Raw genomic sequence first — 26,784 nt, forward strand, 5'->3', positions numbered from 1 at the left:
CAAACGCTCCAAGCACCTGAAATGACGGCGGCCCTCTGACTTGGGCTCGCGTAGCGGCTCTCAGATTGATAGTCCAACCCATCGTTCTGGAAGAAGGAGAGAGCCGATGTCGGGCCGTTTGGAGCTGGATCTTCGGGAGTTGCTGAGCTTCGAGCCAGGAGGAGGGCTCATCCACTTCGCGGGCCAGCGGGCGATGCTGATGGACCCGGTGGCGCTGGGGCTGCTGCGCAAGGAGCTCATCAGCACGCTGGGGATGACGGCGGTGCGAGGCATCTTCACCCGGCTGGGCTTCGCGCACGGCTGGCGGATGGCCGAGACGATGAAGACGGCCCTGCCCTGGCCGGATGAGAGTGCGTGGCGCCGAGCGGGCGGCCGGCTGCATACCTTGCAGGGACAGGTGCTCTTCGAGCCCGTCGAGCGCCGCCCCGAGGATGGGCCCGCGCCATTCGCGGAGGCGTACTGGCGCGACTCCTACGAGGCCGAGCAGCACCTGCTCCACCTGGGGCGGGCGGATCAACCGGTGTGCTGGAGCCTCACGGGCTTCGCCAGCGGGTACATGAGCTACTGCAACGGCAAGCCCATCTACTGCCTGGAGACGCGGTGCGTGGGCCAGGGAGACGCCGTCTGCCAGATCGTCGGCAAGTCCGCCGAGGAGTGGGGCACCGAGTGCGTGGAGGCGCTGCGCTTCTACGAGACGCAGTGCATGGAGGGCGTGCTGGGGCAGGTGACGGAGGCGCTCAAGCAGGCCGAGCAGCAGCTCCGAGCGCGGCGCCGGACGCTGGCGCGGGTGGTGGGAGAGGCGGAGGACGCGTCCGGGCTGGTGGCGCGCACGGAGGAGATGAAGCGGGTGCTGGGACTGGGGCGCCGCGCGGCGAAGGTGGACAGCACCGTGCTGATTACGGGCGAGAGCGGCGTGGGCAAGGAGCGCATCGCCCGGCTGATCCACGACGAGTCGGGCCGGGCGCACAAGGCCTTCGTGGCGGTCAACTGCGCGGCCGTCACCGAGAGCCTGCTGGAGAGCGAGCTGTTCGGCCACGCCAAGGGAGCCTTCACGGGGGCCACGAGTGACCGGCCGGGCCTGTTCGAGGCGGCCAGCGGCGGCACGCTCTTCCTGGACGAGGTGGGCGAGGTGCCGCCGTCGATGCAGGCCAAGCTCCTGCGCGTGCTGCAGGAGAAGGAGGTGCGGCGGGTGGGCGAGAACCAGAGCCGCAAGGTGGACGTGCGCGTGGTGGCGGCCACCAACCGCCACCTGCTGGAGGAGGTGAACGCGGGGCGCTTCCGGCAGGACCTCTACTATCGGCTGCGGGTCATCGAGCTGAAGATTCCGCCCCTGCGCGAGCGGCGCGAGGACATCCTGCCCCTGGCGCGGCTGCTGCTCTCGGAGGCGTCGGAGCGACTGGGGCGCAAGGTGTCCGCCTTCTCACCGGAGGCGGCGGATCAACTCCTGCGCTACGGATGGCCGGGCAACGTGCGCGAGCTGTCCAACGCCATCGAGCGCGCGGTGGCGCTGTGCGAGGGCGCGCGGGTGGAGCGGGACGACCTGCCCGAGGAGGTGCGCGAGGCACCGCCGAGCTTCCTGCCGGGCGCCACGCCGCGGACGCTGGAGGACATGGAGCGCGAGTACATCCTCGCGGTGCTGGCGCGCAACGAGGGCAACCGCTCGCGCACGGCGGAGCAACTGGACATCGGGCTGGCCACGCTCTACCGCAAGCTCAAGCAGTACGGGCAGCTGGACGCGCCGAACTGATCAGTTGAGGTACTGGTCGTCCGAGCGGTTCGACGAGACGACGCGCAGGTTGCGAGAGCGGTTGCGCAGCTGGCGCTGCAGCCGCCAGTGCTGCAGGTGCAGCCACAGCCGCCGCGGGCTGCCTCCGCGCACGTAACCGAAGGCGATGACCAGGCCGAACAGGTCCGGCAGCTGGGCGGCCCAGCCCACCTGCAGCGTGCGCAGCAGCACGAAGCCCGCGCCGATGAGGGCCAGCATGTTGCCCGACAGCGGGATGCCCCAGAAGTTCGCCTGCCCCCGGCCGATGACCAGGCCGTAGGTCACCCAGAGGATGGAGGCCATCACGGTGCCGCCCGTGAACGCCGGAGCCACCGGCGTGACGAGGTCCACCAGCACGGTGAGCACCCCCGCCAGGGCGGTGCCGCCCACCGCGATGAGCAGCAACCGCTTCGCGCCCCAGGTGCTCTCCAGGAAGCCGCCGATGGAATAGATGATGAGCGCGCCGAAGATGATGCCCAGGGCATCCGCCTCGATGAAGGCGTAGGTCAGCGGCTGCCAGAGGAAGAAGCGCTGCACGGCATCGGGTACCAGCAGCAGGAGCGGCCCTCCTCCGCTCTTGGTCGCCAGGAACAGGACCGAACCCGCCACCAACCCGAGCGTGAGCTTGGCTGCCATGGACTGAATGCTGGGGAAGCCAAAGCCGCCGCCCCTGCCGCCGAAACTCCGCATCGGTCGCATCCTCACTCCTCCGTGCTCGAACGCCGAGCCGTCCAAAGGTGGTGGAAGGAGCGCCAGTTCGCAACCACTTCGTCATCTGTTGGTCGCATCAAAACGATGAAGGGCGCCCATCCCCGCCTGGGGAGAGCGCCCTTCCAGTATCGCCCGCCCAACAGGCGAGCGACGGACTCAGGTCTTGAAGCGGTAGAACAGCGTGATGGTCAGGCAGTGGAACTCTTTGTCCGACGACTGCGTGACGACCTTGTCCACCACGTCAACGTTGGTGTTCTCCTTGAGCCACTTGGTGATGTTCTCCCCCATGTTCTCGCGGTCGCGCGCGAGTGTGGTGGAGAACACCTTCACTCCAGTGAAGCTGATAACGCCCATTCCGACCCTCGTCTAAACCAGAGATTCCGCACGTTTACCCCGAGTCCGGACGCCCATCAAGAAACGGCGCCGAATTCCGGCTTTTGGACGACGCTTTTCAGCGGGTTGCGCGGCGCGCCTGGCAGGTCATCTCGTCCTTGCAGGCGGGGCCGATGCCATCCGGGTGTGCGTGGAAGGGCGTCTTGTCGCTCTCCTCTACCCCGCACAGCACACACTTGCGCTTGCGGTTGCGGCGCTCGGCCCTGCGCTGCTCGGCGATTTCCTTGGCCCGCTCGCGGGCCGTCTTCGCGTCCACCTCGTTGCTCATCTCACATCCCGTTTGAAAAGCGGTGCCTGCTCAGAGCGCCTCGACCAGGACCGCGATCCCCTGGCCACCGCCGATGCACGCCGAACCGATACCATAGCGGGCACCCCGGCGCTTCAGTTCGTAAATGAGGCTCATGGTGATGCGCGCGCCCGAGGCCCCCAGCGGGTGGCCCACGGCGATGGCCCCGCCGTTGACGTTGGTGTGCTCGCGTGGCAGCCCCAGCTCCTTCTCCACCGCGAGGTACTGCGGGGCGAAGGCCTCGTTCACCTCGAAGAGCTCCACGTCGCTCAGCTTGCACTCGGCGCGCTCCAGGAGCCGCCGGATGGCGGGCGCCGGGCCGATGCCCATCACCTTTGGATCACACCCGGAGATGCCCCAGTTGATGAGCCGGGCCAGCGGCTTGAGCCCGTGCTTGTCGGCGTAGGAGCGCGTGGCCATGACCATGGAGCCGGCGCCATCGCAGATGCCGCTGGCGGCGCCCGCGTGGACCACGCCGTCCTTCTTGAAGACCTTGGGCAGCTTCTTGAGCCCCTCCACCGTGGTGTCCGGGCGGTTGTGCTCGTCACGCGCGAACACCGTCTCGCCCTTCTTCCCCTTGAGGGTGACGGGAGAGATTTCATCCTGCAGGCGCCCGGCCTCCTGAGCCGCGGCGAAGCGCTTCTGCGTGAGCACGGCGTACGCGTCCACCTCGTCCTGCGTGAGCTGGTAGTCGACCGCGAGCTGCTCGGCCGTGAGCGCCATGGCCTGGCCGGTGTAGCTGTCGGTCAGCGCGCTCCACAGCATGTCCTCCATGCCGCCCTTGCCCAGGGGGATGCCCCAGCGCGCGCCGCGGATGACGTGGGGCGCCTGGCTCATGGACTCGGTGCCGCCGGCCAGCACGCACGCGGCCTGCTCGGTGAGCATCATCTCCGCGGCGGTAACGAAGGCCTGGAAGCCCGAGCCGCACAGCCGGTTGACGCCCAGTGCGGGCACCGGCACCGGTACGCCCGTGCGCAGCCCCACGTGCCGAGGCAGATAGATGGCGTCGGCGCTCGTCTGCACCACGTTGCCGTACACCACGTGCTGGATCTGCTCGGGGGACACCTTCGCCTGGGCGAGGGCCGCCTTGGCCGACTCCACCGCCAGCTCCGTGGCGCTCAGGTCCTTCAGGGCGCCGCCATACGTGCCGAACGGGGTGCGCTTGCCGGACAGGAAATAGATCTCTTCGCTCTTGGATACGCTCTTCATGGGGGCTGACGCTCCAGGACGGGGCTCGGGCTTCCTTACCTACTCACAAGAAGCGCGCGGTGCACGCATGACGTGAACGGCGCTTCACCTTCTCAGTGAGGACGCCCGCCCAGAAAGGCGCTGGCGACGATGGCAAGCGCTGCCACCGTCCACAACAGCCCGGGCAGGTTCTGCCTCCGGATCTCCTTCTGGCCGAGCCCTCGGTACCATGAACGCCCGGCCTCCACCCGGCCTTCCCAGGTGAACTCTCCACTGGGAGTCAGCCCCTCCAGGCGCTTGAGGTGGGCGCGCAGCAGCCGGTCCGCCGAGGCATCCTCCAGGCTCCCGGAGCGGTAGCGCCCGGGCAGCTCGAGCGCCGGGCGGCGATAGCCCGAGGTGATGACGAAGCCCTCGGGCGAGAGCGGCGTGAGCAGGTAGAGGCGCGGCGCTCCATCCGGAGACAGGTGGAGCGTGGCGAAGACGCGCTCGGCGGGGTGCGCGAAGTCATAGGAGCGGGTGGCGCGTCGCAAGCGGGGCTTCTCCTCATGGCTGCCGAGCGGCACGAAGCCCACGGCCTTCAGCTCGTGAGCCAGCGGGAAGAGCTCCTCGGGCAAGTCCATCTGGTCGGCGGGGGCCTCGGCCTCCACGCGCACGCTGGCCGGAAAGAGGAAGAGCACGGCGCGCCAGAGGTTGAGGGACACCAGTGTCACGGCGAGTCCGAGTCCCGCGAGCACGGTGGCCAGTTCGACGAAGACGTTCATGGGCCCAGGAGCCTACCCCTGCTGCAAATCGCGCGGAGGCAATGTATGACCAGGGACCACGAGGTACGCCATGAGCCCCGACCCGTCCTCTCCTCCCGTCTCTCGCGTCCTTCGCAAGGACGAGCTGGAGCTGCGCGCCTCCTCCGAGGAGCTGGAGGTACACATCTGGGACTACCACGCCGCTCCGGTCCACCTCTCGCTCGAGGAGCTCGAAGAGCTTGGCCTGATGGCGACTCCAGAGCGAGAGGAGAGCGCCGTGAGCCAGGTGGCGCCCTGGCGCCGGGCGATGCGGGAGGGCCGGCGAGACATGACCACCCCCCGGCTGAGCGAAGAGGCCAGCGCGCGAGCCCTGCATGTCGGAGGGGTGGCCTGGCTGCCCGTGGCCGAGGGCTTGGACGTTTATGTCGTCAGCTATCACACCGGGCCGGTGCGGCTGGGGTTGGCGCACCTGGCGCGGCTCGGCCTGCGGTACCGGAACGCCTGAAGCCCGCGCGGCCTACGCCGTCGTGCGCAGCCCCAGCTGTCGCATCACATCGCCGCGCAAGGTGGTGACGCGGCCCAGCAGGCCGGGGGCGCTGGCGGCGAGGAACGCCTTCTCCGCCGCATCCAGGGCCTGGGAGGCCTCCAGCGGCTCGCACGCGAGCCACAGCTCCGCCAGGGCCAGGTTCACCAGCCCCACCTGCAGCACGTTGCGCGACTCCTGGGCGACCACCAGCGCTCGCTTCAGGTGGGCGATGCCCTCCTCGGTGGGCACGAGCGGCGCCAGCGCGCGGCGGGCGAGGATCTCGTCGAAGGGGTTCTCCAGCTCCGAGTCCAGCGCGCGCGCCAGGGCCACCTCCGCGGCCTCGCGCGCGGCGGCCTCGCGCCCCTGGGCCCGCTCGAAGCGCGACTGGTAGACGCGCAGCAGCGTCTCCATGCGGAACTCGCCGGTACGCGCCAGGGCCAGGGCCTGGGGCAGCGACTCGCGAGCGGCGCGCACGTCATCGCAGAGCACGTCCCGGCAGGCGCCGTACACCTGGACATAGAGCTGCAGCCACCGGTCCCCGGGCAGCAGCTTGACCAGGGACTGGCCCCGGGCGAGCACGGCGTCCACCAGCTCGAGCTCGCCGCGCTCCAGGTAATAAGGAGGCGTGTAGATGGCGAGGTTGCGCTCGGGCAGGCGCGGGTTGCCCAGGCGGCGGATCAGCTCCAGCTTCTCGGCGAGCACCGGGGCCAGCGCGGCACCATCGCCCGTGAAGGCGGCGCGGACGATCTGCGAAAACAGGTGGTACACGCGCACGTCGGTGAAGCCGTACACCTCGGCCACCTCGAACCCGTCGCGCATGGCGTCTTCATCGAGCGGCTCGCCGCGCAGGGCGCGGTTCATGTTGAGGAAGTAGGCGCCCATGCCCAGCGCCCACGCCAGGCGGGGAGACAGCCGGCCCACCGCGTCCCGGAAGGAGCGCAGCCGCTCCACCTGCTCGCGCTGGGCCTTGAGCACGCCGGCGAAGTTGCCCGTGTGCGCGCTGGCCGCCGCCCGGGCGATGAGCACGGCGGCCCGGAAGGGCGAGTCCACCGGGTGCTCGGCCTCCACGCGCTCCAGCAGCGCCTGGAAGTCCTCGGTGCGGCCCATGATGGCCATGGCGGTGCTCTGGAGGATCTGCAGCTCGGCCTTCTTCCAGAAGACCTCCACGGGCGGCATGCGCTCGGACAGGGGGATGTGCCGGAAGACCTGGCGCAGCAGCTTGGTCCGCTCCAGCCCCGTGGCGGTGCGCGCCGCGTCGAGCTGCTCCAGGGCCTCCTGGCGGCCGGCGGCCAGATCCACCGTGTCCGCCCAGTGCGCGAAGAGCTTCTCGGCGTACTCCAGCGTGGTGGGCGGATCGCTCGTGTAGCCCACCTCGATGAGCGTGGCCCAGATGCGAACGGTCTGGTCGATGCGCTCGGGCGTGCGGGGCTCCAGCTCCAGGAGCTGCGCGGCCTCCTTCAAGAGGAGCGTGGCGTCCAGCATCGCCTGGGCCTCGATGGCGGCCTGGCCCGCGCGCATCAGCGGCTCGATGGCGCGGCGCGGCTGGGTGGAGCGAGCGAAGTGATAGCCCACCACGCGGTCGGCGGCCGGGTTGTCGCGCCCCATCGACTGCAGCACCTCGGCGACGCGGCCGTGGTAGGCCCGGCGCGCCTCCTCGGGCGTGCTCTCGTAGATGGCCTGGTGCACGGTGTCGTGCGTGAAGACGTAGCGGCCCTCGGAGAGCTGGAGGAACTGCCGGGCGACGATGTCATCGAGCGCCTGGAACAGGTCGACCTCGAGCATGCCCGCCAGGGCGCGCACCATGGGCAAGCCCAGCGCGCGTCCCGCGGGAGCCAGCCGCCGCAGCAGCGCCACGCGGTCCGAGGGCACCGCCGAGAGCCGCGCCAGGATGGCCCCCTCGATGGTCGCCGGCAGGGCGCGGGTGGCCAGGTCCCCATCCGCCATCCACCGGCCGCCCACGCGGCGCAGCGCGCCCTGCTCCACCAGCGCGCGCAGACACTCGGTGGCGAAGAAGGCATTGCCTCCGGTGATGGTGTGCAGCCGCTCCACGAAGCCGGTGGGTACCTGGAGGCCGCGCAGCGCCAGCGCCACCAGCTTCTCCACGTGCTCGGCCGTCAGCGGCGCCAGGTCCATGCGCACCGTGAGGCCCTCATCCACCGTCTGGAAGGCCAGGCTCAGGCGGCTGAGGGCATCGGGGCGGAACGAGCCCACCACCAACCCGCGCGTGCGGTGGAGCGCGCGGATGATGACGTTGAGCATCTCCAGGGTGGCGGAGTCCGCCCACTGGAGGTCCTCGAAGCACAGGACGAAGGCCTGGCGCTTGGAGAGGGCCTGGAGCCACTCGGTGAGCGCGCCGAAGACGGCGATCTTCTCCGCGCCCGTGTCCTTGAAGGCCGGGGCGGGCACGGTGGCGAGCGCGGGCAGAACGCGGCCCAGCAGCGGCCCCAGCCGCTCGGTCAGCTCCGCGGGAGTCAGGGGCACCAGGCAGCGCAAGGCCTGGGAGATGGGAGCCAGCGGCGCCAGTCCCTCCACGCGGCACTGGCCCAGGCCGAAGGGCATCTCCGCCAGCTTGGCCTGCAGCTCGAACTCCTGGAGTAGCCGCGACTTGCCCACGCCCGCGGGAGCGCCGATGAGGATGGCGCGCGACTGGCCCCAGTCGGCCTCCGCCAGCGAGTTCATGAGCTGCTCCAGCTCCGCCTCGCGGCCTACGACTTCGGGCACGTGCAGGTAGCTGGCGCGAACCGAGAGCGGCTCCTCGGGCAGGGGCTCTCCGCTGGCGCGACAGAGCGCCTCCAGGAGCTGGCCGGCGTCCTGGAAGCGCTTCTGCGGATCCTTGGCCAGCAGCACGAGGATGATCTCCTCCAGCGCCGGCTCCACGGGGCAGAGGGAGGAGGGCCGAGGCGGTGGCCGGGTGAGGTGATCCGCCAGTAGGGCCGCGGGGCTCTGGCGCTTGAAGGGCAGCCTTCGCGTGGCCAGGTAGTACGCGGTGACACCCAGCGAGTACAGGTCCGCGCGCCCGTCGATGCTGGCGCCGCGCTGCCACTCGGGGGCCATGTACTCGAGGGTGCCCTTGAGCTTGCCAGGGCTCGGGGTGCCGAGCTGGTGCATGACCCCGAAGTCCATCAGCTTCACCGTGCCGTCATCGGTGATGCGGACGTTGCTGGCCTTGATGTCACAGTGGACGTACAGGCGCGCGTGGATGAAGGCGAGCACCTGCGCCATCTGGATCAGGATGCGATAGATGGTGCGCGCATCCAGCGGCTGCTCACGCGTGAGGGTGCTGAGGTCCCTTCCGCTGACCACCTCCATGGTGATGAAGCGGTTGCCCGACTCGGTCATGCCGCAGTCGAAGACGCGCAGGGTGCCGGGGTGCTGCAGCTTGGTCATCGCGAAGAACTCGTGCCGGAACATCAGCACCAGCTCCTCCACCTTGGCCGGGCTCAGACCCTCGGGGACCTGCATCTCCTTGAGGGCCACCTGACGCAGCTCCTGGAGGTCCTCCGCCAGCCAGATGCGCCCCATGCCGCCCTCGCCCAGCACCCGCTCGATGCGGTAGCGGCCCTTGACCAGGGTGCCGGGCTCGAGCAGCGAGCGGCGCTCCCCGGTCCTCAGGCTCGGCATGGTGATGGGGGTGCGGGTTCGCTCCTCCAGGGCCGTCGACGGTCGGCTGCTCTCGTCGAGGACTGAAGTCTTGTCTTCGTCGCTCATCGGAGAGTGTGGGGGGAGAAGGCTCACGGATCGAACCGGCGCGGGAGAGATATCACCTTTCGATGTAACCTCCGCATTCTGAGCATACCGCTTTTCCAGATCCAGCCCTACCCGGTGTGTAGGGTTAACAGGAGAAGCGGTCGTGAGCTCCGCGGGGTGGCCCCAGTCCCCTGCGGCTCCCTCGGTTTCACACCGAGCAGACAAGCCCTCAACCATCCTGATGGGTCGGGCATGAGCCAGGGCGCGGTGCGTCATATCGGGCGCCTGTCACCCGATATGTCTCACGAAAGTCGCACCGTCTCACGGCGTGGACTCCCCGTCCGGATTCGTGGACTCCCCGTCTCGGGCTGAGGAGGTCCTGTCACGTCCAAGTCCTTGAAAGCACAGACAGGGCTCGGTCGCGGGGCGAGCGGACCGGCGGATGCATTGCGCGCCGGCTGCTTCGACTGACCGCACCGAGAGAACCGATGCCTAGCCGCCAAGAAGGATGGAAGTGGATCCGCCCCGTGATGCTCGCGTGGGTGCTCGTCTTCACCGTGCTGCCTGGAGTGGGCCATGCCAGTGGGGACATCGTCGTCATCGCCCACGATGGCACCCCATACAGCGGAGGGAGCGATAACGCCTCGTGGTACCTGCCTCGCCAGCGCGTCGCGAATCATTTCTATGCGACGCACGGCGACGAATACGACTTCCTGGTGGTGCTGCCGACGTTCTTCAGCTCGCTCGGAGAGGATGCGGCGGGCCTGTATACGCTGGTCCGCAATGACGTGAGCGGCATCGGCAAGCCGCTCTACAACAGCAGCGCCGCCTTCGGCAGTGCGGGGCGCCTCAAGGGCTACATCGACCTGCGGTCGCTGATGTCCGGGGTGCCTTCCTCGCCGGAGACCGAGGCCATCGTGCTGGCCCACGAGGTAGCCCACCAGTGGTCGGGCCAGGTCGGCTACCGGGAGACGACCTCCAGCCAACGCAGCGAGGAGCTGCTGGGCCGGGATGGGGCGCACTGGAGCTTCTTCCTCGACTCACAAGCCTCGGTGCTCTACGGCTCGGACTGGGAGGCGCGAGGCCCGGGGAGCTTCGAGTCCATCGGCGCGCGGCGTCGCCTCTCGGAGTTGGATCTGTACCTCATGGGCTTCCTGAGCCCCTGGGAGGTCGGGCCGCTGACCCTGCTCTCGCCAGCGCCTGGAGAGAGCCATACCGCGCAGGACATTCCTCCGCCGGATGGCACCCGGGTCTCCGTCACCTCGCGGCAGTTGAGCCTGGAGGGCATCATCCGCGCCGAGGGCGCACGGTGGCCGGACAGCGCGGGTTCCCAGAAGCAGTTCCGGGCGGCCTTCATCTTGCTGACCGCTCCGGGGCAGTCCGCGACGCCCGCACAGCGGACCTTCGCTGAGTCGCTGCGACGCTCCTTCGAGAACCACTTCTTCTTCCTCACGCGAGGGCGGGGCCTGTTCGAGACGGATCTTGTCGAGCGGCCGCCCGCGCCGGTGGCGGAGGCCCCCAGCGTGCAGCTTGGCGTCTCCTATCTGCTGTCCCGGCAGCGGGCCGAGGGGGACTGGGCGACCCGACCGGAGGCCTCGCTGCGAGAGACGCAGCAGGCGCTCGACGCGCTCCGCCTGTTCCTCTCCAACCCGGGCGTACCGGCCTCCGTGGATCGGGCGTGGAACCACCTGGAAACGCGCCAGCCCGTGGATGTGGATGGCCTGGCGCGGCTGTCTCTGTCGATGCGGGGAGAGAGCCCGACGACGCTGGCGCGCCTGAATGCGTACCGCCAGAACTCGGGGAGCGTGGGACTGTCTCCCGGCTACCGCTCGACCCTGCTCGACACGGCGTTGTTGGGGCTGGCGCTGACGCAGGCCTCCCTCGCGCCGGACCCAACGCCCGAGGTGACGGCCTTCCTGCTCGAGCAGCAGAACGCGGACGGCGGCTGGCCCGCGCTGCCGGGAGGCCCCAGCCGGTTCGAGCCCACGGCCCTGGTGCTGGAATACCTGGCGCGGATTCCACGGACGCCGGCCATCACCGCCGCGGCGCAGGAGGCGTTCGCGTTCTTCCGCCAGCACCGTGACTCGCGGGGCTTCTTCGTGGAGGCGGGTACGCGGGTGGCCACCACGGGGTGGGCGCTCATGTCGCTGGCCACGTGGCGGCAGCTCACTGCCGAGGAGGCCTCGCGCGCCACGAGCGCCCTGCTCTCCCGGCAGCGGCCGGATGGGAGCTGGGAGGGCTCGGTGGTGGACACGGCGCTGGCGCTCAGGGCGCTGCGCATCGCGCTGACGCCCAACCTGACGCTGTCGCCGGGGAGCATCCACCTCTCGGCCACACAGGTGACCGCGGGAGAGACGGTCCTCGCCACGGTGCAGCTCTCCAACACCGGGCACGCGGAGGCCCAGAACGTCCTCGTCCAGGGCTTCGACTCGTTCGGCAGACCGCTGGGCACCGGCGTGCGGGTGGCCTCCCTCGCAGGCGGCGCCACCACCTCGGTGGTGCTGGCCTTCGACACGCGCGACTCCGGAGGCTCGACGCAGGTGTTCCTGGTAGCGGATCCGGCGGGCACCCTCGATGAAGGACAGGAGGATGACAACCGGGCCGCGGTGCCCCTCCTGGTCGCGGAGGCACCGCTGGCGCCGGACCTGTTCGTCCACTCGGGCGGCGTCACGCTGTCGCCGTCCAGCATCAACCGGCTGCCGTCGCAGGTGGTGGTGACGGCGCGAGTGGGCAACCTGGGCAGGACCGACGCTGCCGCCGTGGAGGTCGTCGTCCGGATGGGAGCGCAGGTGCTGGCCACCTCGCAGCTGACACTGGAGGCGCAGTCGAGCCAGCTGGCGAGCTGGACCGTCCAGGTCTCCGCCCTGCAGGACGCTGGTCGCATCACTGTGGAGGTGGATCCGAGCAACGTGGTGCAGGAGCCGATCGAGACCAACAACGCACAGTCGCTGCGACTCGGGGTGTCGCCGGGAGTGGACCTGCGAGTCGTCCGCGTGACGGCGCCAGCAACGGTGGACCAAGGTCGGGATGCCATCGTCCAGTACGAGCTGGTCAACGGAGGAACCGCCGAGGGAGTCATCGCCGGCAGCCTGGAGATCACCTCCGAAAGTGGGGCCCTCCTCGGGACGGTGGTGCTGCCCTCGCGGTCCGTGAGCGCGGGAGGCACCATCACGGGCCAGCTCGTCTGGCGCGCGAATGTCGTGGGCTCGCTGCGCGCCACGCTGCGCGCGCAGCACCCGGGTGACCTGGACCGGAGCAACGACACGGGCTCCACGACATTCGAGGTGCAGCCCTCATCGCTGGCCAACCTGGTGGCGGCGATCGGCACCCTGTCCATCACCCCCGAGCCGCCCCAGGAGACGAAGCCGGCCACCGTCTCGGTGACGGTCCGCAACAGCGGCCAGGGCCAGGCCCAGAACTTCACCGTGGACTTCTACCTCGGTGTACCCGAGTCGGGTGGCACGCGGTTCCACCGTGAGCAGGTGGCGACGCTGGCGCCTGGAGCCACGCTGCAGCTGAGCGGGACACTCACCCTGCCCCAGGAGGCTCCGGAGACGGTCTACGTCATCCTGGATGGAGAGCAGTCGGTCTCCGAGTTCGATGAGGAGGACAACCGGACCTTCCTCTCCATCTCGCCCGCGGCCATCGCGGATCTGGTGGTGTCGGCGGCGGACATCCGGCCGAGTCCCATCTTCCCGCGAGAGAACACCTCCGTGCCGGTAACGGTGTCAGTGATGAACGCGGGCGGCCAGCGCGCGGAGGGCGTCTCCGTGGAGTTGCTGCGAGTGGGAACCAACGGGAGCGAGGAGCTCATCGGCCAGACGGTCATCGCCGCCATCGAGCCAGGGCAGCGAGGCGAGCCCATCCTCTCCTGGAGCACCACGGGCCTGCGGGGTGCGCAGCGACTGGTCGCGCGGGTGAACGGCCAGGGAACCGTGCCCGAGCAGCGCGCGGACAACAACCGGGCCGAGCGACAGATCTCGGTCCAGGACGCGGCGCTCGCCCTCTCGGAGCTCTATTTCTCCCCCAACGGGGACGGCGTCCGGGACGTGACCGACATCTCCTACCGCCTCGCGACGGAGGCAGCCGTGGAGGCGCGCATCGAGGATGCCCAGGGGCGTACGGTCCAGCTGCTGACGGCGCCTTCGGCGATCGCATCGAGCCTTTCGTGGGATGGCCGCTCCACAGCGGGGCGCATCGTCCCAGATGGCACCTATCGCATCCATGTACGGACTCTGGCGCCTTCTCCCGAGCTGCTGCTGGGCACCTTGGAAGCTGTGGTGGATACCAACCGGACGCCGCTGGACACCTCCGAGCCCTCTGCGCTCGAGGTGGAGAGCCTGGAAGGCACCGCGAGCGCGGACATGCTCTTTGGCCCGGCGGGCGCCATGCCGGACGAGAGTGGCGTGGTGTTTCGGGGGCGCGAGCCCGGCAAGAGCGGGTGCGGGCTGTACCACCAGTCCCTCGGCGGGGCACCGGCCAGGCGCCTCACGCCCGATGCGTGGCCGTGTGACGCCTACTCCCCTGGCTCGGGTGGCATGGCCGTCAGTCCGAACGCGCGCTGGATCGCCTTCCATGGCCGGACGACCTGCGCATCGACTGAGAGCACCTGCGGCACCCTGGAGCTCTTGTCGACCCCAGAGCGCCAGCTCCGCAGGCTCGTGCTCGATGAGGAGTCTCCGCGGAGGGCCATCCTCTTCGCGGTTGCTCCTGTCTTCAGCGCGGAGGCTTCGCGGGTGTTCTTCGCGACCCTCGATGAATCCCTGGACGTCACCGAGTTTCGCATCGAGGAGATCCGCGTTGATGGGACCCAGCGGCGCATCCTGGCACGAAGCAGCCATGAACCCGTCGAGCTGAGCCTGTCTCCTGATGGAAGCCAGCTCGCGCTCCTCGATTCGACGGGAGCCGTCTCCCTCCTGGCCCTCTCGGACGAGAGCCGACGCGCGGTCCTCACGGCCGGTACCATCGCCAAGGGCATCACCCCGAGCGGAACCCCCACTGGAGCCGGAACCAGCGAGGATCTTCGCCACGGCTGGACGACTTCCGGAGAGGCGCTCATCTATCCGACCCTGGGCTGGCTGCAGTATGCGCCACCGGGCTCGGACTCTATCTACGTCACCGTCGATCCCCGGCTGGAGCACAAGGACCTGGTGACGGGAGAGGTTCGCAGACTCTTCACGGGGCCTCCGGGCTCATGGGACTTCGAGGAGAATCAAGCCGCCCTCGCGGTCCATCCCGTCAGCGGCGGCACGGTGTTCCGTTACAAGCCCCTGCTGAGCATGAATCCTCAGCTCTGGACGGTCTCGCCGATGGGCACGGCACGCATGCTTCACCCCTACGACGTGCGCGGAATGCGCTGGTCGCCCGGAGGCAGCTTCCTGTTCGGCTTCAGGGATGCGGAATCGAGCGGTGGGCTTTCGCTGAGCGCGGTCACCACCCGGGACAACCTCTCCGTGCGGCTGACGGCGACCCGAACACCCGGAGCACCGAGCATCACCTTCCAGGGAACGGCGACGGACCGGAACTTCGAGGAGTGGCAGATCAGCGTGCGCGCCTACGCCTCCTCGGAGCCCTTCGTCGTCATTGCCCGCTCCACCACGCCCGTGGCGGCGGGGCAGTTGGCGGAGTGGATTCCGCCGCAGCCTGGCATGTACGAGGCGCAGCTTCTGGCCAGGGACCGCGCGGGCAATGTCCGCACGAGGACGACGGTCTTCGGCTACAGCCTGAGCCCTGCCGTGGCCAACGTGTCGCGGACGCCGGAGCTCTTCTCTCCCAATGGCGATGGTGTCCTCGACAAGGTCGAGATCCACTACACGGCCACGCGGGCCACCCTCGTGGACTTCCAGATCCTCGATGCTCGCAACCAGGTAGTCCGGCAGCACGCGCTGCAGCACGAGCAGCCGGGAAACTTCCACGTGAGCTGGGATGGACGCGACGCCAGTGGGGTGAGTGTCCCGGACGGTGAGTACACCGTGAGCCTCGATGGGACGCGCCTCTCGGTGGAGATCGACAATACGCCTCCCATGGCGATGCTGGCCCTCGACACGAGCGGCGTCGCGAACCTGCCCGCGCCCTATCGATACAGCGATGTCATGCCCGTGGACCTCGACCCTCGTGCGTCCACGGATGAGGGCGCGCGGACGAACACACCGGTGCGCATCGTGGTGGCGGGCACCTCCCTGAAGGTTCAGGACGCGCACCTGCAGGAGTGGGCACTCGAAGTCTCTTCCCCCGAGGATCCTTCCCTGGGACGGACCCTCCTCACGGGGATGCAGGCCGTCGACGAGACGCGCAACCTCGCAGTGGAATCCCTGCGCGGCACCTTCCGCCTCAGGGTCAAGGATCGGGCCGGAAACAAGGCCCTTACGACGCCCGTTCACCTCGATGACCGGCTGTTCATCACGCTCGTAGGTGCTCCGGAACAGATCCACCTGAGCTGGCTGCTGCCTGGCCAGGTGATGCCTCGCGTGCGACCGTTCACCCTCGCCCGGATGAATGTGGCGGGAATCACCGTCCTGCCAAGGCTGCCCGGTGGGCGCTATGCCTTGGGCCTCAACACCACCCGTGGCGCGCACCTGGTGTCCTTCTCGGTCGCCTACCGCACGGGAACGGCGCCGTGGATCATCATCGATACCCAGAACGTGACAGCGCTGGGCGAGGCGATGGTCGTATGGGATGCGCGTTCCGCGGGGACTCCCTCCGAGTTCGAGCTTCGGGCCGTCGATTCGGAGGGCAGGCTCTTCAGCACCCCATTCACCTTCTCGGGCCCCGAAGACACGCAGCGCACGCGCTTTGCGTGCGTGAAGACGCGGCACGGCGAGGCCACCGTGCTCTCCGCCTTCGTGGGAGACGCCCTCACGCGGGGAGCGGACCTCGCACCTGGCGCGAGCTGGCGCTTCACCTCGGTGGAGACGGGTCGGGTGACGAACTTCACCGCTGCGCCGGGCCGGCTCGTTCCCACGTCCGCGGGCCTTCAGGTGCTCCAGGATCTCCCCACGGCGAGCCTGAGTGGCTGCCGGTACGAGGTGGACTTTCTCGGCACTCACCAGAACGGACAGCCGCTCACGGATCGCGGCACGGTCGATCTCTGCAAGCTCCAACTCACCGCGAGCGACGACGGCATCGTCCTCACGGAGTCCTTCCGCCAGGCGCTTCGCTCGGTGGAGGTGTTCGTCGATGACACCGCACCAGGGGTGGTGGCGCGCTTCGGCCCCTTCGAGGGCACCTCGCCGCTGCACCCGATCGATCGCTCTCGATTCCCGACCGGTTCACGGCACACGCTCCGGGCGAAGACCACGCTCGCGGATGGGACACAGGTTCTCACTCAGGCAAACCTGGTGCCCGAGGACCCCAACCTGCTGGACCGGGGCTGCAACGACCAGGGCGAGCTCCAGCTCGCGCAGAGCACCCTGAGCCTCTCGATCCCCCAACGAGACGCGGATGCCAGCCTGTGCGGCATCCACACGCCAACGTACACGGCGAAGCTCACCGGCGGCGCGGGGAGCGGCCAGCACCTCCAGAGCCTCGGCGTGGAGATTGTGTCCGCCCAGGGCGAGGTCGTCTCGCGGCCCGCGGTGTCCGGCGTTCCCATGGGAGCCTCGGTGGTGAACACGTCATTCGCCATCGACGCCCAGACGTTGCCAGAGGGCTCCTATCGGGTCCGTGCCTCGGCCACCTGGTCCGACGGCTCGCTCACCCATACGGAGGCGCAGCCCCTCTTCATTGATCGGACTCCGGCCTACACCGTCGTGACACGCCCTGCGGCCACGGGACGCGTCTGTCCCGAGAGTCGCCGAGGGACAGATGGTGCGATCAAGAAGTATCTGGTCGTGGAGGGAGCCGTCGCGGATCGCCATCTGGAGTCGTACGAACTGCTCCTGCGTGAGGCTGGAGGAGAGCCCCAGCAGATCGCCAAGGCGAGCTTCAGTCCCGCCCAGCCAAGCTCCCGCCAGGGCGTGCTGGGAACGGTCGATGTGACCCACCGAGGCAGCAGCTTCGAGCTGCTGCTGGCAGCGCGTGACGTGAGCGGCTCATCCTGGTGTGCCGAGCCCCTCGCCGTGGAGGTGGCCACGCCCCCGACTTTCGGAACGCCCACCCTCTCCCCAGGGCTCTTCTCCCCGGATGCGGATGGTCGCTTCGACACGACAATGCTTCAGTTCACGCTCGATCAAGCTGCGTCCGTGACGGTCACTGCCCAGACCGCTGGAGGCCCGCTTCACACCATCCTCCAAAGCGCCCTACCTCAGGGGAGTGCATCGCTGGTCTGGAACGGACGCCAGGAAGGAGGCTCGCTGCTGGCCGATGGCACCTATTCGCTTCGGATCCGGGCGACGGGCGCCTGCGACATGACAGGTGAGGCCTCGGCCCTGGTCCGGCTGGACACACAGGAGCCGACCGCACGCATCGACTTCCCCGCCGAGGGGCAGGGCGTGGGCGCATCCTTCTCCGTGCTCGGTGAGGCGGCTGACGTGAACATGGCGCGCTACGAGCTGTCCATCGGCTCGGGGACAACGCCTACGCAGTACACCCCCATCGCTTCACGCATCGTCTCGGCCTCGGGTGTTCTTGGAGCCGTCTCCCTGGAGAGTCTGCCCCCGGGTGAGTACACGCTGCGGCTGGTGGTGGAGGACCTTGCCGGACACACGAAGGAGCTGCTGCGTCGGTTCCAGTACCAGCCAGCCTCCCTCTTGCGTGCGGCCAGCGTGCTTCCGAGCCTGATCTCCCCCGATGGAGATGGGGTACTGGAGACGGCAACACTCCACATCGCGCTGGCAGCGCCCGCGACCGTGAGTGCCGCGATCCTCGATGGCGCTGGCAATCCGGTGCGGGTGCTGGTGGAGCCCACCGCGCTGCCGGCCACGTCGCAGGGCCAGCTCCCCCTCAACCCGGCGGCGTTGGTCGGGCTCCCGACGGGGGTCTACGCGCTGCGCGTCTCGGCGAGCGCGGGCGCGGCGACGGATACCGCTCCTGCCGCGCTGGAGATCGATGTGGATGCTCCGCATCTCCTGCTGACCTCGCCATTGACGGGGAGTGTGCAGAGGGCCCGGCTCTCCATCGACGGTGCCATTCAAGACCCCTCCCTCGAGAGCTGGAGCCTGACGCATGTCGCTCCTGGAGAGAACGGCCCGGGCCAGGTGATCGCCAGCGGAAACTCAGCCGCCTCGGGAGTCCTGGCCGTGCGCGGTGAACTCCTCGAAGGGACACACCACCTCCTGCTCGAGGCCCATGACCGAGCGGGACACACCTCCGAGCAATCCGTGTCCTTCACCGTGGACACGACTCCTCCCCAAGCCGGGTTCCTCTCGCCGCTGGCCGGAGCGCTCCTGTCGGGTCGCGAGGGGCCTCTCGACATTCGCGGTCACGCCGAGGATGCCCGCCTGCGCCTGGTGCGCCTGGAGGCCACCACCGCCTCCGGGACGCAGACGCTCTTCTCGGGCCCGAGCATTCCTCCCGGAGGGCTGCTCCACTCGTGGGCCGTGGGCTACGACGAAGAGGGTCCGGTCGAGCTGCGCCTCGTGGCGAAGGACACCGCGGGCAACGAGACCGAGAGCCGAATCTCCATCACGCTCGACAGCACCCCGCCGGTCGCCTCCCTGGTTGAGCCTCGCGGAGGTACTCAGGGGCAAGGGCTCGTGTTCCGTGGCACGGCCATGGACGAGCACCTGTCCTCCTGGGAGCTGGAGCTCGGCCGAGGCACCCCAGGTGAAGTGAGCACATTCCAGCGGCTCACCCGCTCTACCCAGCCGCTCTCCTCGGGCGTGCTGGCAACGCTGGCCTCCGTGGGAGAGGGGTCCTACGTGGCGCGCCTCCACGTCCGCGACGCAGCCGGTAACGAGTCCACGGACGAGGCGGCGTTCACCGTCGACTCCATCGCTCCCGTGCCGGTGCCCACGCTGTCGGCAACGGTGGAGCGGCCCAACACGGTGACGCTCACCTGGGAGCCAAGTCCCTCCAGCGACGTCACGACGTACGAGTTGCTTCGGGCGATCGGCAGTGGCCCGGCCACGCTCATCGCGACGCTCGCCTCGGACACCCGGCTCTACCTGGACAGCGGGCTGTTGGATGGGCGCTACCGCTACTCGGTGCGGGCCCGTGACGCTGCTCAGAACGCCAGCCCTCTGTCTCCGGAAGCCTTGGTGGAGATCGACGCCACGCCTCCGATGGCGCTGTGGCTCTCCCCTACTCCCGGGGAGGCCGTGCGCGGAACGGTCGAACTCCAGGGCACGGCCTACAGCCTGGAGGACTTCCGCGAATACCGTGTTTCGATTGGCGCGGGCAACACGCCCGCGAGTTTCACCCTGCTCCACCGCTCGCTGCTGCCGGTGAGCACTGGGCGGCTAGGTGAGCTGGAGGTGATGCCACTGCCTCAGGGCTCCATCCAGACCTTGCGACTGGAGGCCGAGGACCTGATTGGCAACGTGAGCGAGGCCCGCGTCACCTTCACGGTCGACAACCTTCCGCCCACGGCGCCCGTGCTCCAGAGCGCGACGGTCGCGGGCTCGACCGTGCTCCTGGGGTGGCAGGGCAGCCCCGAGGAGGACGTGCTCGGCTATGTGCCCTTCCGAGATGGCATGCCCCTGGGGATTCCGGATGGCGCGAGCCCGCGGGACCTGCGTCCCTATGCGCTCTCCTCCATGAGCCGCAGCTACACGGACACCTCCGTCCCGGACGGGCGGCACGCCTACCACCTCGTGGCCATCGACCGTGCCGGCAACCTCAGCACGGCCTCGAACAGTCGACAGGTGACGCTCGAGACGCACCCACCCGTAGTGCGCCTCATCGAGCCTGCATCGCTCGAGCGGGTGCGCCATGACACGTGGCTGCTCGCCCAGGGGAGCGACCAGGACATCGCCTCGGTGCGATTCGAGGCCCGTGGTGTGCCGAGTGGAGCCTTCTCCCTGGTGGGCACTCCCGACACGCAGGCTCCGTATACGGCCCTCCTGCCGCTCTCGCAGTTCACCAGCCGAATCGTCGAGCTGCGCGCCGTTGCCAAGGACAGCGCGAACAAGGTCGACCCGGCTCCCAGCTCGATTCATGTGTTGAAGGAAGCGATGCCCTCGCAGCCGTCGATCACCGCGCTGGTCGATGGTGACCAGGTCGCGCTGTCCTGGACGGATGGAAACCCGACGGGCCTGCTCGCCGGCTTCGAGTTGTCCGAAGCGGGGGTGCCCGTAACGATTGCACCGGAGCGCTGGCCCGGTACGGCCTCCGCCACCTCGACGGCATCCGGTTCCCCGGCCGATGCGTATGACTCCGACCCCTTCGGGACCTCCTGGGAGCCTCAGTCCGTCTTCCCGCAGGCATGGACTCTGGAGTTGGACGAGCCCGTGCTGCTCCGTGGGCTCTCGCTGACTCAGGCAGCGAACGCTCAACTGAGGCTGGAAGCCCGACTCGATGGCATGTGGGTGACCCTCACTTCGCCAGTGTCCGCGACTGCCTTCCAGCCCCTGACCCACGCGCTGGAGCGTCCCATGGAGGTGGATGGCGTTCGAGTGACGTTCCTCTCTGTCATCAGCGGCGACCCGGCCTTGTACGACGTTCAGTTGGACGCGCTGCCGCTCGAGCACGGCACCACCACGCTACTCGCCTCTGTTCCCGAGGGGCGTCATACCTACAGCTTGCGTGCGATGGGCTTCGGAGGAACTCCTTCCGAAGCGTCCACGGTCTCGGTCCGGGTCTATGCCCCATGGCTGGAGGCCTCGGCGGACGCCACGCCCGAGAGCAGCATGATGCTCCAGGGCCGCGAGGTGCCCCCGTCCGCGCAGGTCCAACTCCTCGGTGAGAATGGCGTGGTCGCCACGACCACGGCGGACGCTCGGGGTCACTTCCTCTTCAACGCGCCGCTGGTGCTTGGAACCAATAGCTTCCAGGTTCTCGCCACGGACGGTGCAGGCAACCGCAGCCTCCCTTCCGAAACCGTGACGGTGGTGAGCGATCCGGCTCCGAGCGCCGCCCTGACGCTGGCACTCGATGCCGTCACCGGCTCGGATGTTTCGCTCTCCTTCACCGTAGCGGGAGAGTCGGCGGACGTCGTGGGCTATGTGCTCGTCCGGGAGAGTGCGACGGGCACGGTCGAGCTGCCGTCCGCACCAGCTGACGTTCGTGGCTTCGTCGATCGGGGGGTTCGCAATGGCGCGCACACGTACCGCGTCCATGCGTTCAACCCGAGCGGCTTCCGCGGTCCCGCCTCGAACGCCGTCTCGGTAACGGTGGACGTGGCGCCGCCGGCGGCCCCAGTGGAGGTGGCGGTCGAGCCGCTTCCCTCGGGAGGTGCCCTCGCGGTGAGCTGGGCTCCGGGAGATGCGCGCACCGTGGCCTATCGCGTGGAGCGTGCCATTGGCGCCGATGGCGCGTTCGAGGTCCTCGCTGGCTCCGAGCGCGTCATCACCTCACAGCTCGTGGACCTGTTCCTGAGCGACGACACCCTGTATCGCTACCGCATCATCGCATTCGATGCGCTCGGCAACCCAAGCAGTCCGTCGGCCATCGCCACGGGAGTGCCGGTGGACTCGACACCTCCGGCTGCGCCGCGCCTGACTCGTCCCACCGTGGCGGGCAAGCCCATCACCGTGGCAAGCCCGACGACGACTCTCGCGGGTCTCACGGAGCCTGGCACCCGCGTCACCCTGTTCCGCAACGACGAGTACTACGCGCAAGCTTCCGCGGGAGCCCTCCGCGTCGAAGGCTCCCTGTTGGAGCTGAGCCTCACGCCCGTGGGCTCTGGTTGGCCCTCGGAGGATGGCCGACGCGTGGCCTATCTCGTGGAATCCAGCCTCCCCGGCACGGAAGCGCTGGCAGTCGAGACCCGCTCGGGTGAGCTGCTCGGAACCTTCCGTGACGCATCGCTCCAATTCATCCGCGAGGTGACCTTCTCGCCGGATGGGCAGCGGCTGGTCCTCCAAACGTGGTCGGGGGTGACTTTTCTCGCGAGCCTGGACACGGGCGAGGTGCGCCAGTTGGCTCCTCTCGACCATGGCGCGGACGTCTCCGCCAGCTGGGCCCCGAACTCACATGAAGTGGCCTATGCGTCCAACCCGTCCGGGACACCCGCGATCGTCGTGGTGGATATCACCACGGGGAGCGAGCGGTGGCTGACGGGAGCGTCCGACGAACCTCTCATGGCTCCCCGCCATGCACCGGATGGCCAGTCGCTCTTTGCCCTCACGAGCAGTGGTTCGAGCATGCGGCTCCTGCGAATGGCTCCCATGTCCGAGGACTCCACGACCTTGTTCGAGGCGGCCTCCATCAACCCGCGCTACGCGATCTCCCCGGACTCGGAGCGCATCGCGCTCGTCGCCACCCGAGAGGGGCAGACGGATGTGTACCTCGTCTCGACTTCGACTGGGGCTTCGGTGCGGCTAACCCACGGGCCGGAGTCCGAGTTCATGCCAGCCTTCTCCCGGGATGGGCGACGGCTTGCATTCCGGCGTGGCGGTGACCTCGTCATTCACGAGGATGGCCGGGAGCAGCGCTTCGAGGGCCTCTCGGACCTCCAGTGGTCCTGGGACCACGAGGGCGCACTGCTGGCGTCCTCGACGGTCGGTCTCACACGCCTGGATTGGGGGGCCCGCTTCGAGTTCACAGGCGTGCGCCTGGAGCCGGGTGACACCCTGTTCTCCGCGACCGCCACGGACCCCGCGCAGCGTACGAGCTCCGCGGCGACTCCCATCCAGATCACCCTGGATGCGACCACCCTGCCGGATCTCGTCGCCGAAGTGCTGCTGCGTCCTGAAGTTCCCCGGGCGGGACAGCCGTTCGACGCTTTCGTGACCGTGCGAAACCAGGGAGGTGGCTCGGCACCCGCGACCACGCTCTCGGTGGCGGTCCTCTTGCCAGATGGGCGCTCCATGCCCCCGCAGCTGATCTCCCTGCCGACCCTTCCGGCGGGAGGAATGACCACGGCGGTCGTTGCCCTGTCACATCCGGAGCTCTCCGGCCCTCTGGTCCTGGAGGCGATCGTCGATCCTCAGCAGCAAGTGGACGACGCGGTGCGCGACAACAACCGGGTCCACCATCCGTTCTCCCTCGCGCTCGATGACAAGCCTGTGGTGTCGGTGTCCGTCTCTCCCGCCTCCGTCGAGGTGAATGGAGAGAGTCTGGCGACCCTCACCGTGGCCAACCCGGGTGCCGCGCGCACCGTGGACGTGGAGGTCTGGCTGGTCACCTCGAGCGGCGAGCCTGTCTTCCAGGTGGGGGCGGTCGAGCACCTCGCACCGCTGGGAGAGGGCCGGAGCATCACCTTCACGCGCCATGTGAATGTGGCCCGGACGCTGGCCGGCTCGTACCTGGTGAAGGCGAAGGCACGGGAGGGCTCCGCGCTACTCTCCGAGGCGGAGACGCCGTTGAGCATCAACGCGGATCGCGCCACGCACCTGCGGCTCACCAGCTCTCGCGCACGCTATGTCACCGGGGAGTCCCTGGTGCTGGCCACGACGGTGCGCAATGACTCCGCCAACAGCTTCCTGGACGGCGCGAGCTACACCCTCTCGGTCACGGGACCGACGGGAGCCCCCGTACTGGAGAGCGTCACGGCGCTGCCGCTCCTCGCTCAGGGCGCGAGCCACTCGGTGCGCACGGAGTGGTCCTCGCTGGGGCTGGAGCCTGGCCAATATGAGGCACGCGGTGTCATCACGCTCGGCTCGCGGCAGCTCGCGACCGCCACGGTGCGCTTCTCCATCTCGGGCCGTCCGCTGCTCTCGGGGACGCTCCTGGTCCTCGGAGACGGTGCTCCTCCGGTCATCCGTGCCGGACAGGCGTTGACGGTCGACTTCGCGGCGGTCAATCAGGGAAGCACCGTGGAGCCGAGCCTCGCGCTCCGGGTGGCCATCATCGACCCGGATACAGGGCTGGCCGTACGGTCCCATGTCCTCCCCGCCCAGCCGTTGGAGGTGGGAGAGTCCCTCTCCGGTCAGCATGACTTCTCCACACTGGGTCTGCCGCTGAAGAGCTATGCGGTCTACCTGCTGGCGGAGCGCCCGGATGGAACGGTCCAGGCACTCTCCACGGCGCAGTTCCGGCTCATCGATGGGCAGGCGCCTGTCCTCCAACCGCTCAACCTCACCGATGGCATGTACGTTTCGGGTTCGGTGCTCCCGCTCCTCCGGGCTCTGGATGCGGAGTCGGGGGTGGCATTCATCAAAGCCAGGATCGACGCTGCTTCCTCGGGTGTGGGGATGGTGCTGACGAGCGGAACCGTGTTCGACGGTACCTGGTCCATTCCCCTCGGCTTCTCGGGACAGGGCCCTCATACGATCGTCTTCAGCACCGAGGATCGAGCGGGCAACGCCGGACAGGTCAGCCTTACCGTCATCAACGACACGCGACCGCCAGCAATCTCCATCTCTGGCGTGAAGGAGGGCGCCCGGTTCAGGAGTCCGGCCGTTCCAGTCATCGAGGTGGCGGACGCCTCCCCGACCACGGTCAGCATCCTCCTCGACGGCGCGCCCTTCAGCTCGGGGACCGCCATCACCACGGATGGAGAGCATACACTCGTGGTTCAGGCGACCGACGGCGCTGGGAACCCGTCCCTCGAGTTCGTGCGCTTCACGGTGGACATGACCGAGCCTTGGATCTCCTTCGGGGACTTGAGAGAGAACGGCTTCTACCGCCAGAACGTGACGCCCTTCGTCACGATCCGAGACTGGGACCTGCAGCAGTCCACCCTGACGCTGAATGGGCAGCCCTTCACCTCGGGTTCGGCGGTGTCCACCGAGGGCACTCACGTCCTGCGCGCCTGGGCCAAGGACGGCTCCGGCAACCAGACGGAGCGGCAGGCCCGGTTCACCCTCGATCGCACTCCGCCCACCGTCACCCTCAGTGGTGTCTCGGGAGGAGCGCAGTACCGGGGCTCCGTTACACCGGTCATCGTCATCCAGGACGCCCACCTCGCCACCCAGGAAGTGCGGCTCGATGACGCGCCCTTCAGGTCGGGCACGCCTGTCACCGATGATGGCAATCACACGCTGACGGTGCGTGCCGAGGACTCCGCCGGCTGGGTCACCGAACAGACGGTTCAGTTCTCCGTCCAGGCCGAAAGCGTGAATGTCACCCAGGTGGCCGCAGCCTCCTTCAGCCGCGTGCTGGCGCTCGTCCACGAGGGCACCTGTTCTGCGTCCGCCTCCGAACTGCGGCGCATCCAGTCCCTCCTCGAAACGGAGCTGGGAGGCCCCGATCGGCTGCTGACCGTGGCGACCTCGGAGGCTGCGTTCCTGGAAGGCGTCCGTTCCGGCGTGGCCAACGTGTTCCTCGTCATCAGCCTCGACAGCACGCGAGGGGAATGCCGCGAAGGCCAAGAGACCTCGGGTAACGAGCCCGTCCGTGCGCGACAGGAGCAGCTCCGCAAGGCCTGGACGCGAGAGGTGACCGAGCAGGTCTTCGCCGGCCACGCGGGCCTCGTGGTCCTCAGGGCCCACGCGGCGAGCCTCCCGGGTCTCCGTGAAGTCCTCGGTGTCGACTTCCAGGAGAGCCCTCGGCAGAACCGCGTGCGGCTGCCTTCCTCCGCGTTGGAAGGCCCTGCCTACCTGAACGCGCCCATGGGAGGGACCCGGCTCCAGGTGCTCGACTCCTCCGTGCAGGCTGCCGCGCTCTACGCCGACAGCCATGAAGCGCTCGCGGGAGCCCTGTACACCTTCGGGCAGGGCCGCTCGGTAACCTTCGGTTTCGACCTCACGAGCGCGCTGCCAGGTGCCCATGCCGCGCTGGCCCTTCGCAAGTCCGTGGCCTACGTCACCCCGTCCTCCTCTCGGCCCACTCCCCTGGGAGTCGCTGGCGTCGAGTTGCGGCTGGCGAACCCGTCTCACACCTCGCGGCTGCGCGTGGTGGAGAAGCTCCCGGCGCCGCTCACGGCGACCTGGGCTTCCTCCGAGGGGACTCTGGCTCCGGATGGCCACGAGATCATCTGGGAGCCCACGCTGGCACGAGGCATGGCCCACGAGGTGCGCTTCCTCGTGCGGCTGCCGGAGGTGTCCGGAAGCCACACCGTATCGGCCTCCGTGGACTCACTGCGAAGCGCCGCGCCGTTCCACCTGGGCACCCGGAACGTGAACCTCGCCCAGCCGCTGTCGTCCGCCGAGCTGCTCACCCGCGTCCGGGAGGCGCTGGCGGCGCACCCGAAGGGAGAGGAACACAAGCGACTCGAGCTGGAAGCACGCCTGCGGAGCGTGGAGGCACGCCCCGTCACGCAACGCGAGGACATCGAGGCTCTCATCGAGGACCTGTTCGTGGCCGTTGACGCAACCCGTCACCTGGGCGGCGATTCCCGGCCCGTGCGCCAGGCCCTGGGAGACCTCATCCGCTACTGGGAGGCGCGCTGGTACCTCTTCTGAGGCCATTCCCTGGCTCCACCTCCACGGGGTCTGCCTCGCGCCTGAGCGGGCGAGCAGCCCCTGGAGGGCCAGGGAGGTTGTGCGGTGCCACGCCGTGCCGAACTTGAGGAGGCGCCCCCACGAGGGCACACGAGGGAGACAGCGCCATGGCCGGCAAGAGCGCG

At 68.9% G+C, this 26,784-nt stretch carries 9 protein-coding genes; 3 read left to right on the forward strand and 6 right to left on the reverse strand.

The features are described 5' to 3' along the window. Positions 1 to 106: 106 nt before the first annotated feature. Positions 107 to 1,747, forward strand: a complete 1,641-nt coding sequence (locus SYV04_RS41950; RefSeq protein ID WP_321551736.1) for a sigma-54-dependent Fis family transcriptional regulator — start codon at positions 107 to 109, stop codon at positions 1,745 to 1,747. Here the strand turns inward: SYV04_RS41950 and SYV04_RS41955 are convergent, their stop codons facing one another. The 5 genes from SYV04_RS41955 to SYV04_RS41975 form a co-directional block, all read right to left on the reverse strand. Then, positions 1,748 to 2,464 carry a rhomboid family intramembrane serine protease gene (locus SYV04_RS41955; RefSeq protein ID WP_321551737.1) on the reverse strand — a complete coding sequence of 239 codons (717 nt, stop codon included), beginning with the start codon at positions 2,462 to 2,464 and terminating at the stop codon, positions 1,748 to 1,750. Between the two features lie 168 nt (positions 2,465 to 2,632). Further along, on the reverse strand, positions 2,633 to 2,830 hold the full coding sequence (locus SYV04_RS41960; protein WP_321551738.1) for a hypothetical protein: 198 nt from the start codon (positions 2,828 to 2,830) through the stop codon (positions 2,633 to 2,635). A 97-nt stretch (positions 2,831 to 2,927) separates the two neighbouring features. After that, the gene (locus tag SYV04_RS41965) at positions 2,928 to 3,137 is read right to left on the reverse strand and encodes a hypothetical protein (protein WP_321551739.1); all 210 of its coding nucleotides are present in this window, start codon (positions 3,135 to 3,137) and stop codon (positions 2,928 to 2,930) included. A gap of 30 nt (positions 3,138 to 3,167) precedes the next feature. Beyond that, positions 3,168 to 4,364 (reverse strand): acetyl-CoA C-acetyltransferase, encoded by a 1,197-nt coding sequence (locus tag SYV04_RS41970; protein WP_321551740.1) that lies wholly within the window; start codon positions 4,362 to 4,364, stop codon positions 3,168 to 3,170. 92 nt (positions 4,365 to 4,456) lie between these two features. After that, positions 4,457 to 5,104 (reverse strand): hypothetical protein, encoded by a 648-nt coding sequence (locus SYV04_RS41975; protein WP_321551741.1) that lies wholly within the window; start codon positions 5,102 to 5,104, stop codon positions 4,457 to 4,459. 70 nt (positions 5,105 to 5,174) lie between these two features. On the opposite strand from SYV04_RS41975, the gene SYV04_RS41980 reads away from it, so the two are divergent. Beyond that, a complete protein-coding gene (locus SYV04_RS41980; RefSeq protein WP_321551742.1) occupies positions 5,175 to 5,588 on the forward strand; it encodes a hypothetical protein in 414 nt (137 codons plus the stop codon). A gap of 12 nt (positions 5,589 to 5,600) precedes the next feature. Here SYV04_RS41980 and SYV04_RS41985 read toward each other — a convergent pair whose 3' ends face one another. Further along, positions 5,601 to 9,317 carry a protein kinase domain-containing protein gene (locus SYV04_RS41985; protein WP_321551743.1) on the reverse strand — a complete coding sequence of 1,239 codons (3,717 nt, stop codon included), beginning with the start codon at positions 9,315 to 9,317 and terminating at the stop codon, positions 5,601 to 5,603. Positions 9,318 to 9,826: 509 nt separating this feature from the next. Here SYV04_RS41985 and SYV04_RS41990 point away from each other — a divergent pair. Beyond that, positions 9,827 to 26,620: a CARDB domain-containing protein gene (locus SYV04_RS41990; protein ID WP_321551750.1), complete on the forward strand. Its 16,794-nt coding sequence runs from the start codon at positions 9,827 to 9,829 to the stop codon at positions 26,618 to 26,620. Positions 26,621 to 26,784 lie beyond the last annotated feature (164 nt).

The organism is Hyalangium ruber, assembly GCF_034259325.1.
GTDB classification, from domain to species: Bacteria; Myxococcota; Myxococcia; order Myxococcales; family Myxococcaceae; genus Hyalangium_A; species Hyalangium_A rubrum.

Excerpts from the sequence above, each read along its gene's own strand:
- SYV04_RS41950 (WP_321551736.1), top strand. The coding sequence starts at position 107 with ATGTCGGGCCGTTTGGAGCTGGATCTTCGGGAGTTGCTGAGCTTCGAG.
- SYV04_RS41955 (WP_321551737.1), bottom strand. The coding sequence starts at position 2,464 with ATGCGACCGATGCGGAGTTTCGGCGGCAGGGGCGGCGGCTTTGGCTTC.
- SYV04_RS41960 (WP_321551738.1), bottom strand. The coding sequence starts at position 2,830 with ATGGGCGTTATCAGCTTCACTGGAGTGAAGGTGTTCTCCACCACACTC.
- SYV04_RS41965 (WP_321551739.1), bottom strand. The coding sequence starts at position 3,137 with ATGAGCAACGAGGTGGACGCGAAGACGGCCCGCGAGCGGGCCAAGGAA.
- SYV04_RS41970 (WP_321551740.1), bottom strand. The coding sequence starts at position 4,364 with ATGAAGAGCGTATCCAAGAGCGAAGAGATCTATTTCCTGTCCGGCAAG.
- SYV04_RS41975 (WP_321551741.1), bottom strand. The coding sequence starts at position 5,104 with ATGAACGTCTTCGTCGAACTGGCCACCGTGCTCGCGGGACTCGGACTC.
- SYV04_RS41980 (WP_321551742.1), top strand. The coding sequence starts at position 5,175 with ATGAGCCCCGACCCGTCCTCTCCTCCCGTCTCTCGCGTCCTTCGCAAG.
- SYV04_RS41985 (WP_321551743.1), bottom strand. The coding sequence starts at position 9,317 with ATGAGCGACGAAGACAAGACTTCAGTCCTCGACGAGAGCAGCCGACCG.
- SYV04_RS41990 (WP_321551750.1), top strand. The coding sequence starts at position 9,827 with ATGCTCGCGTGGGTGCTCGTCTTCACCGTGCTGCCTGGAGTGGGCCAT.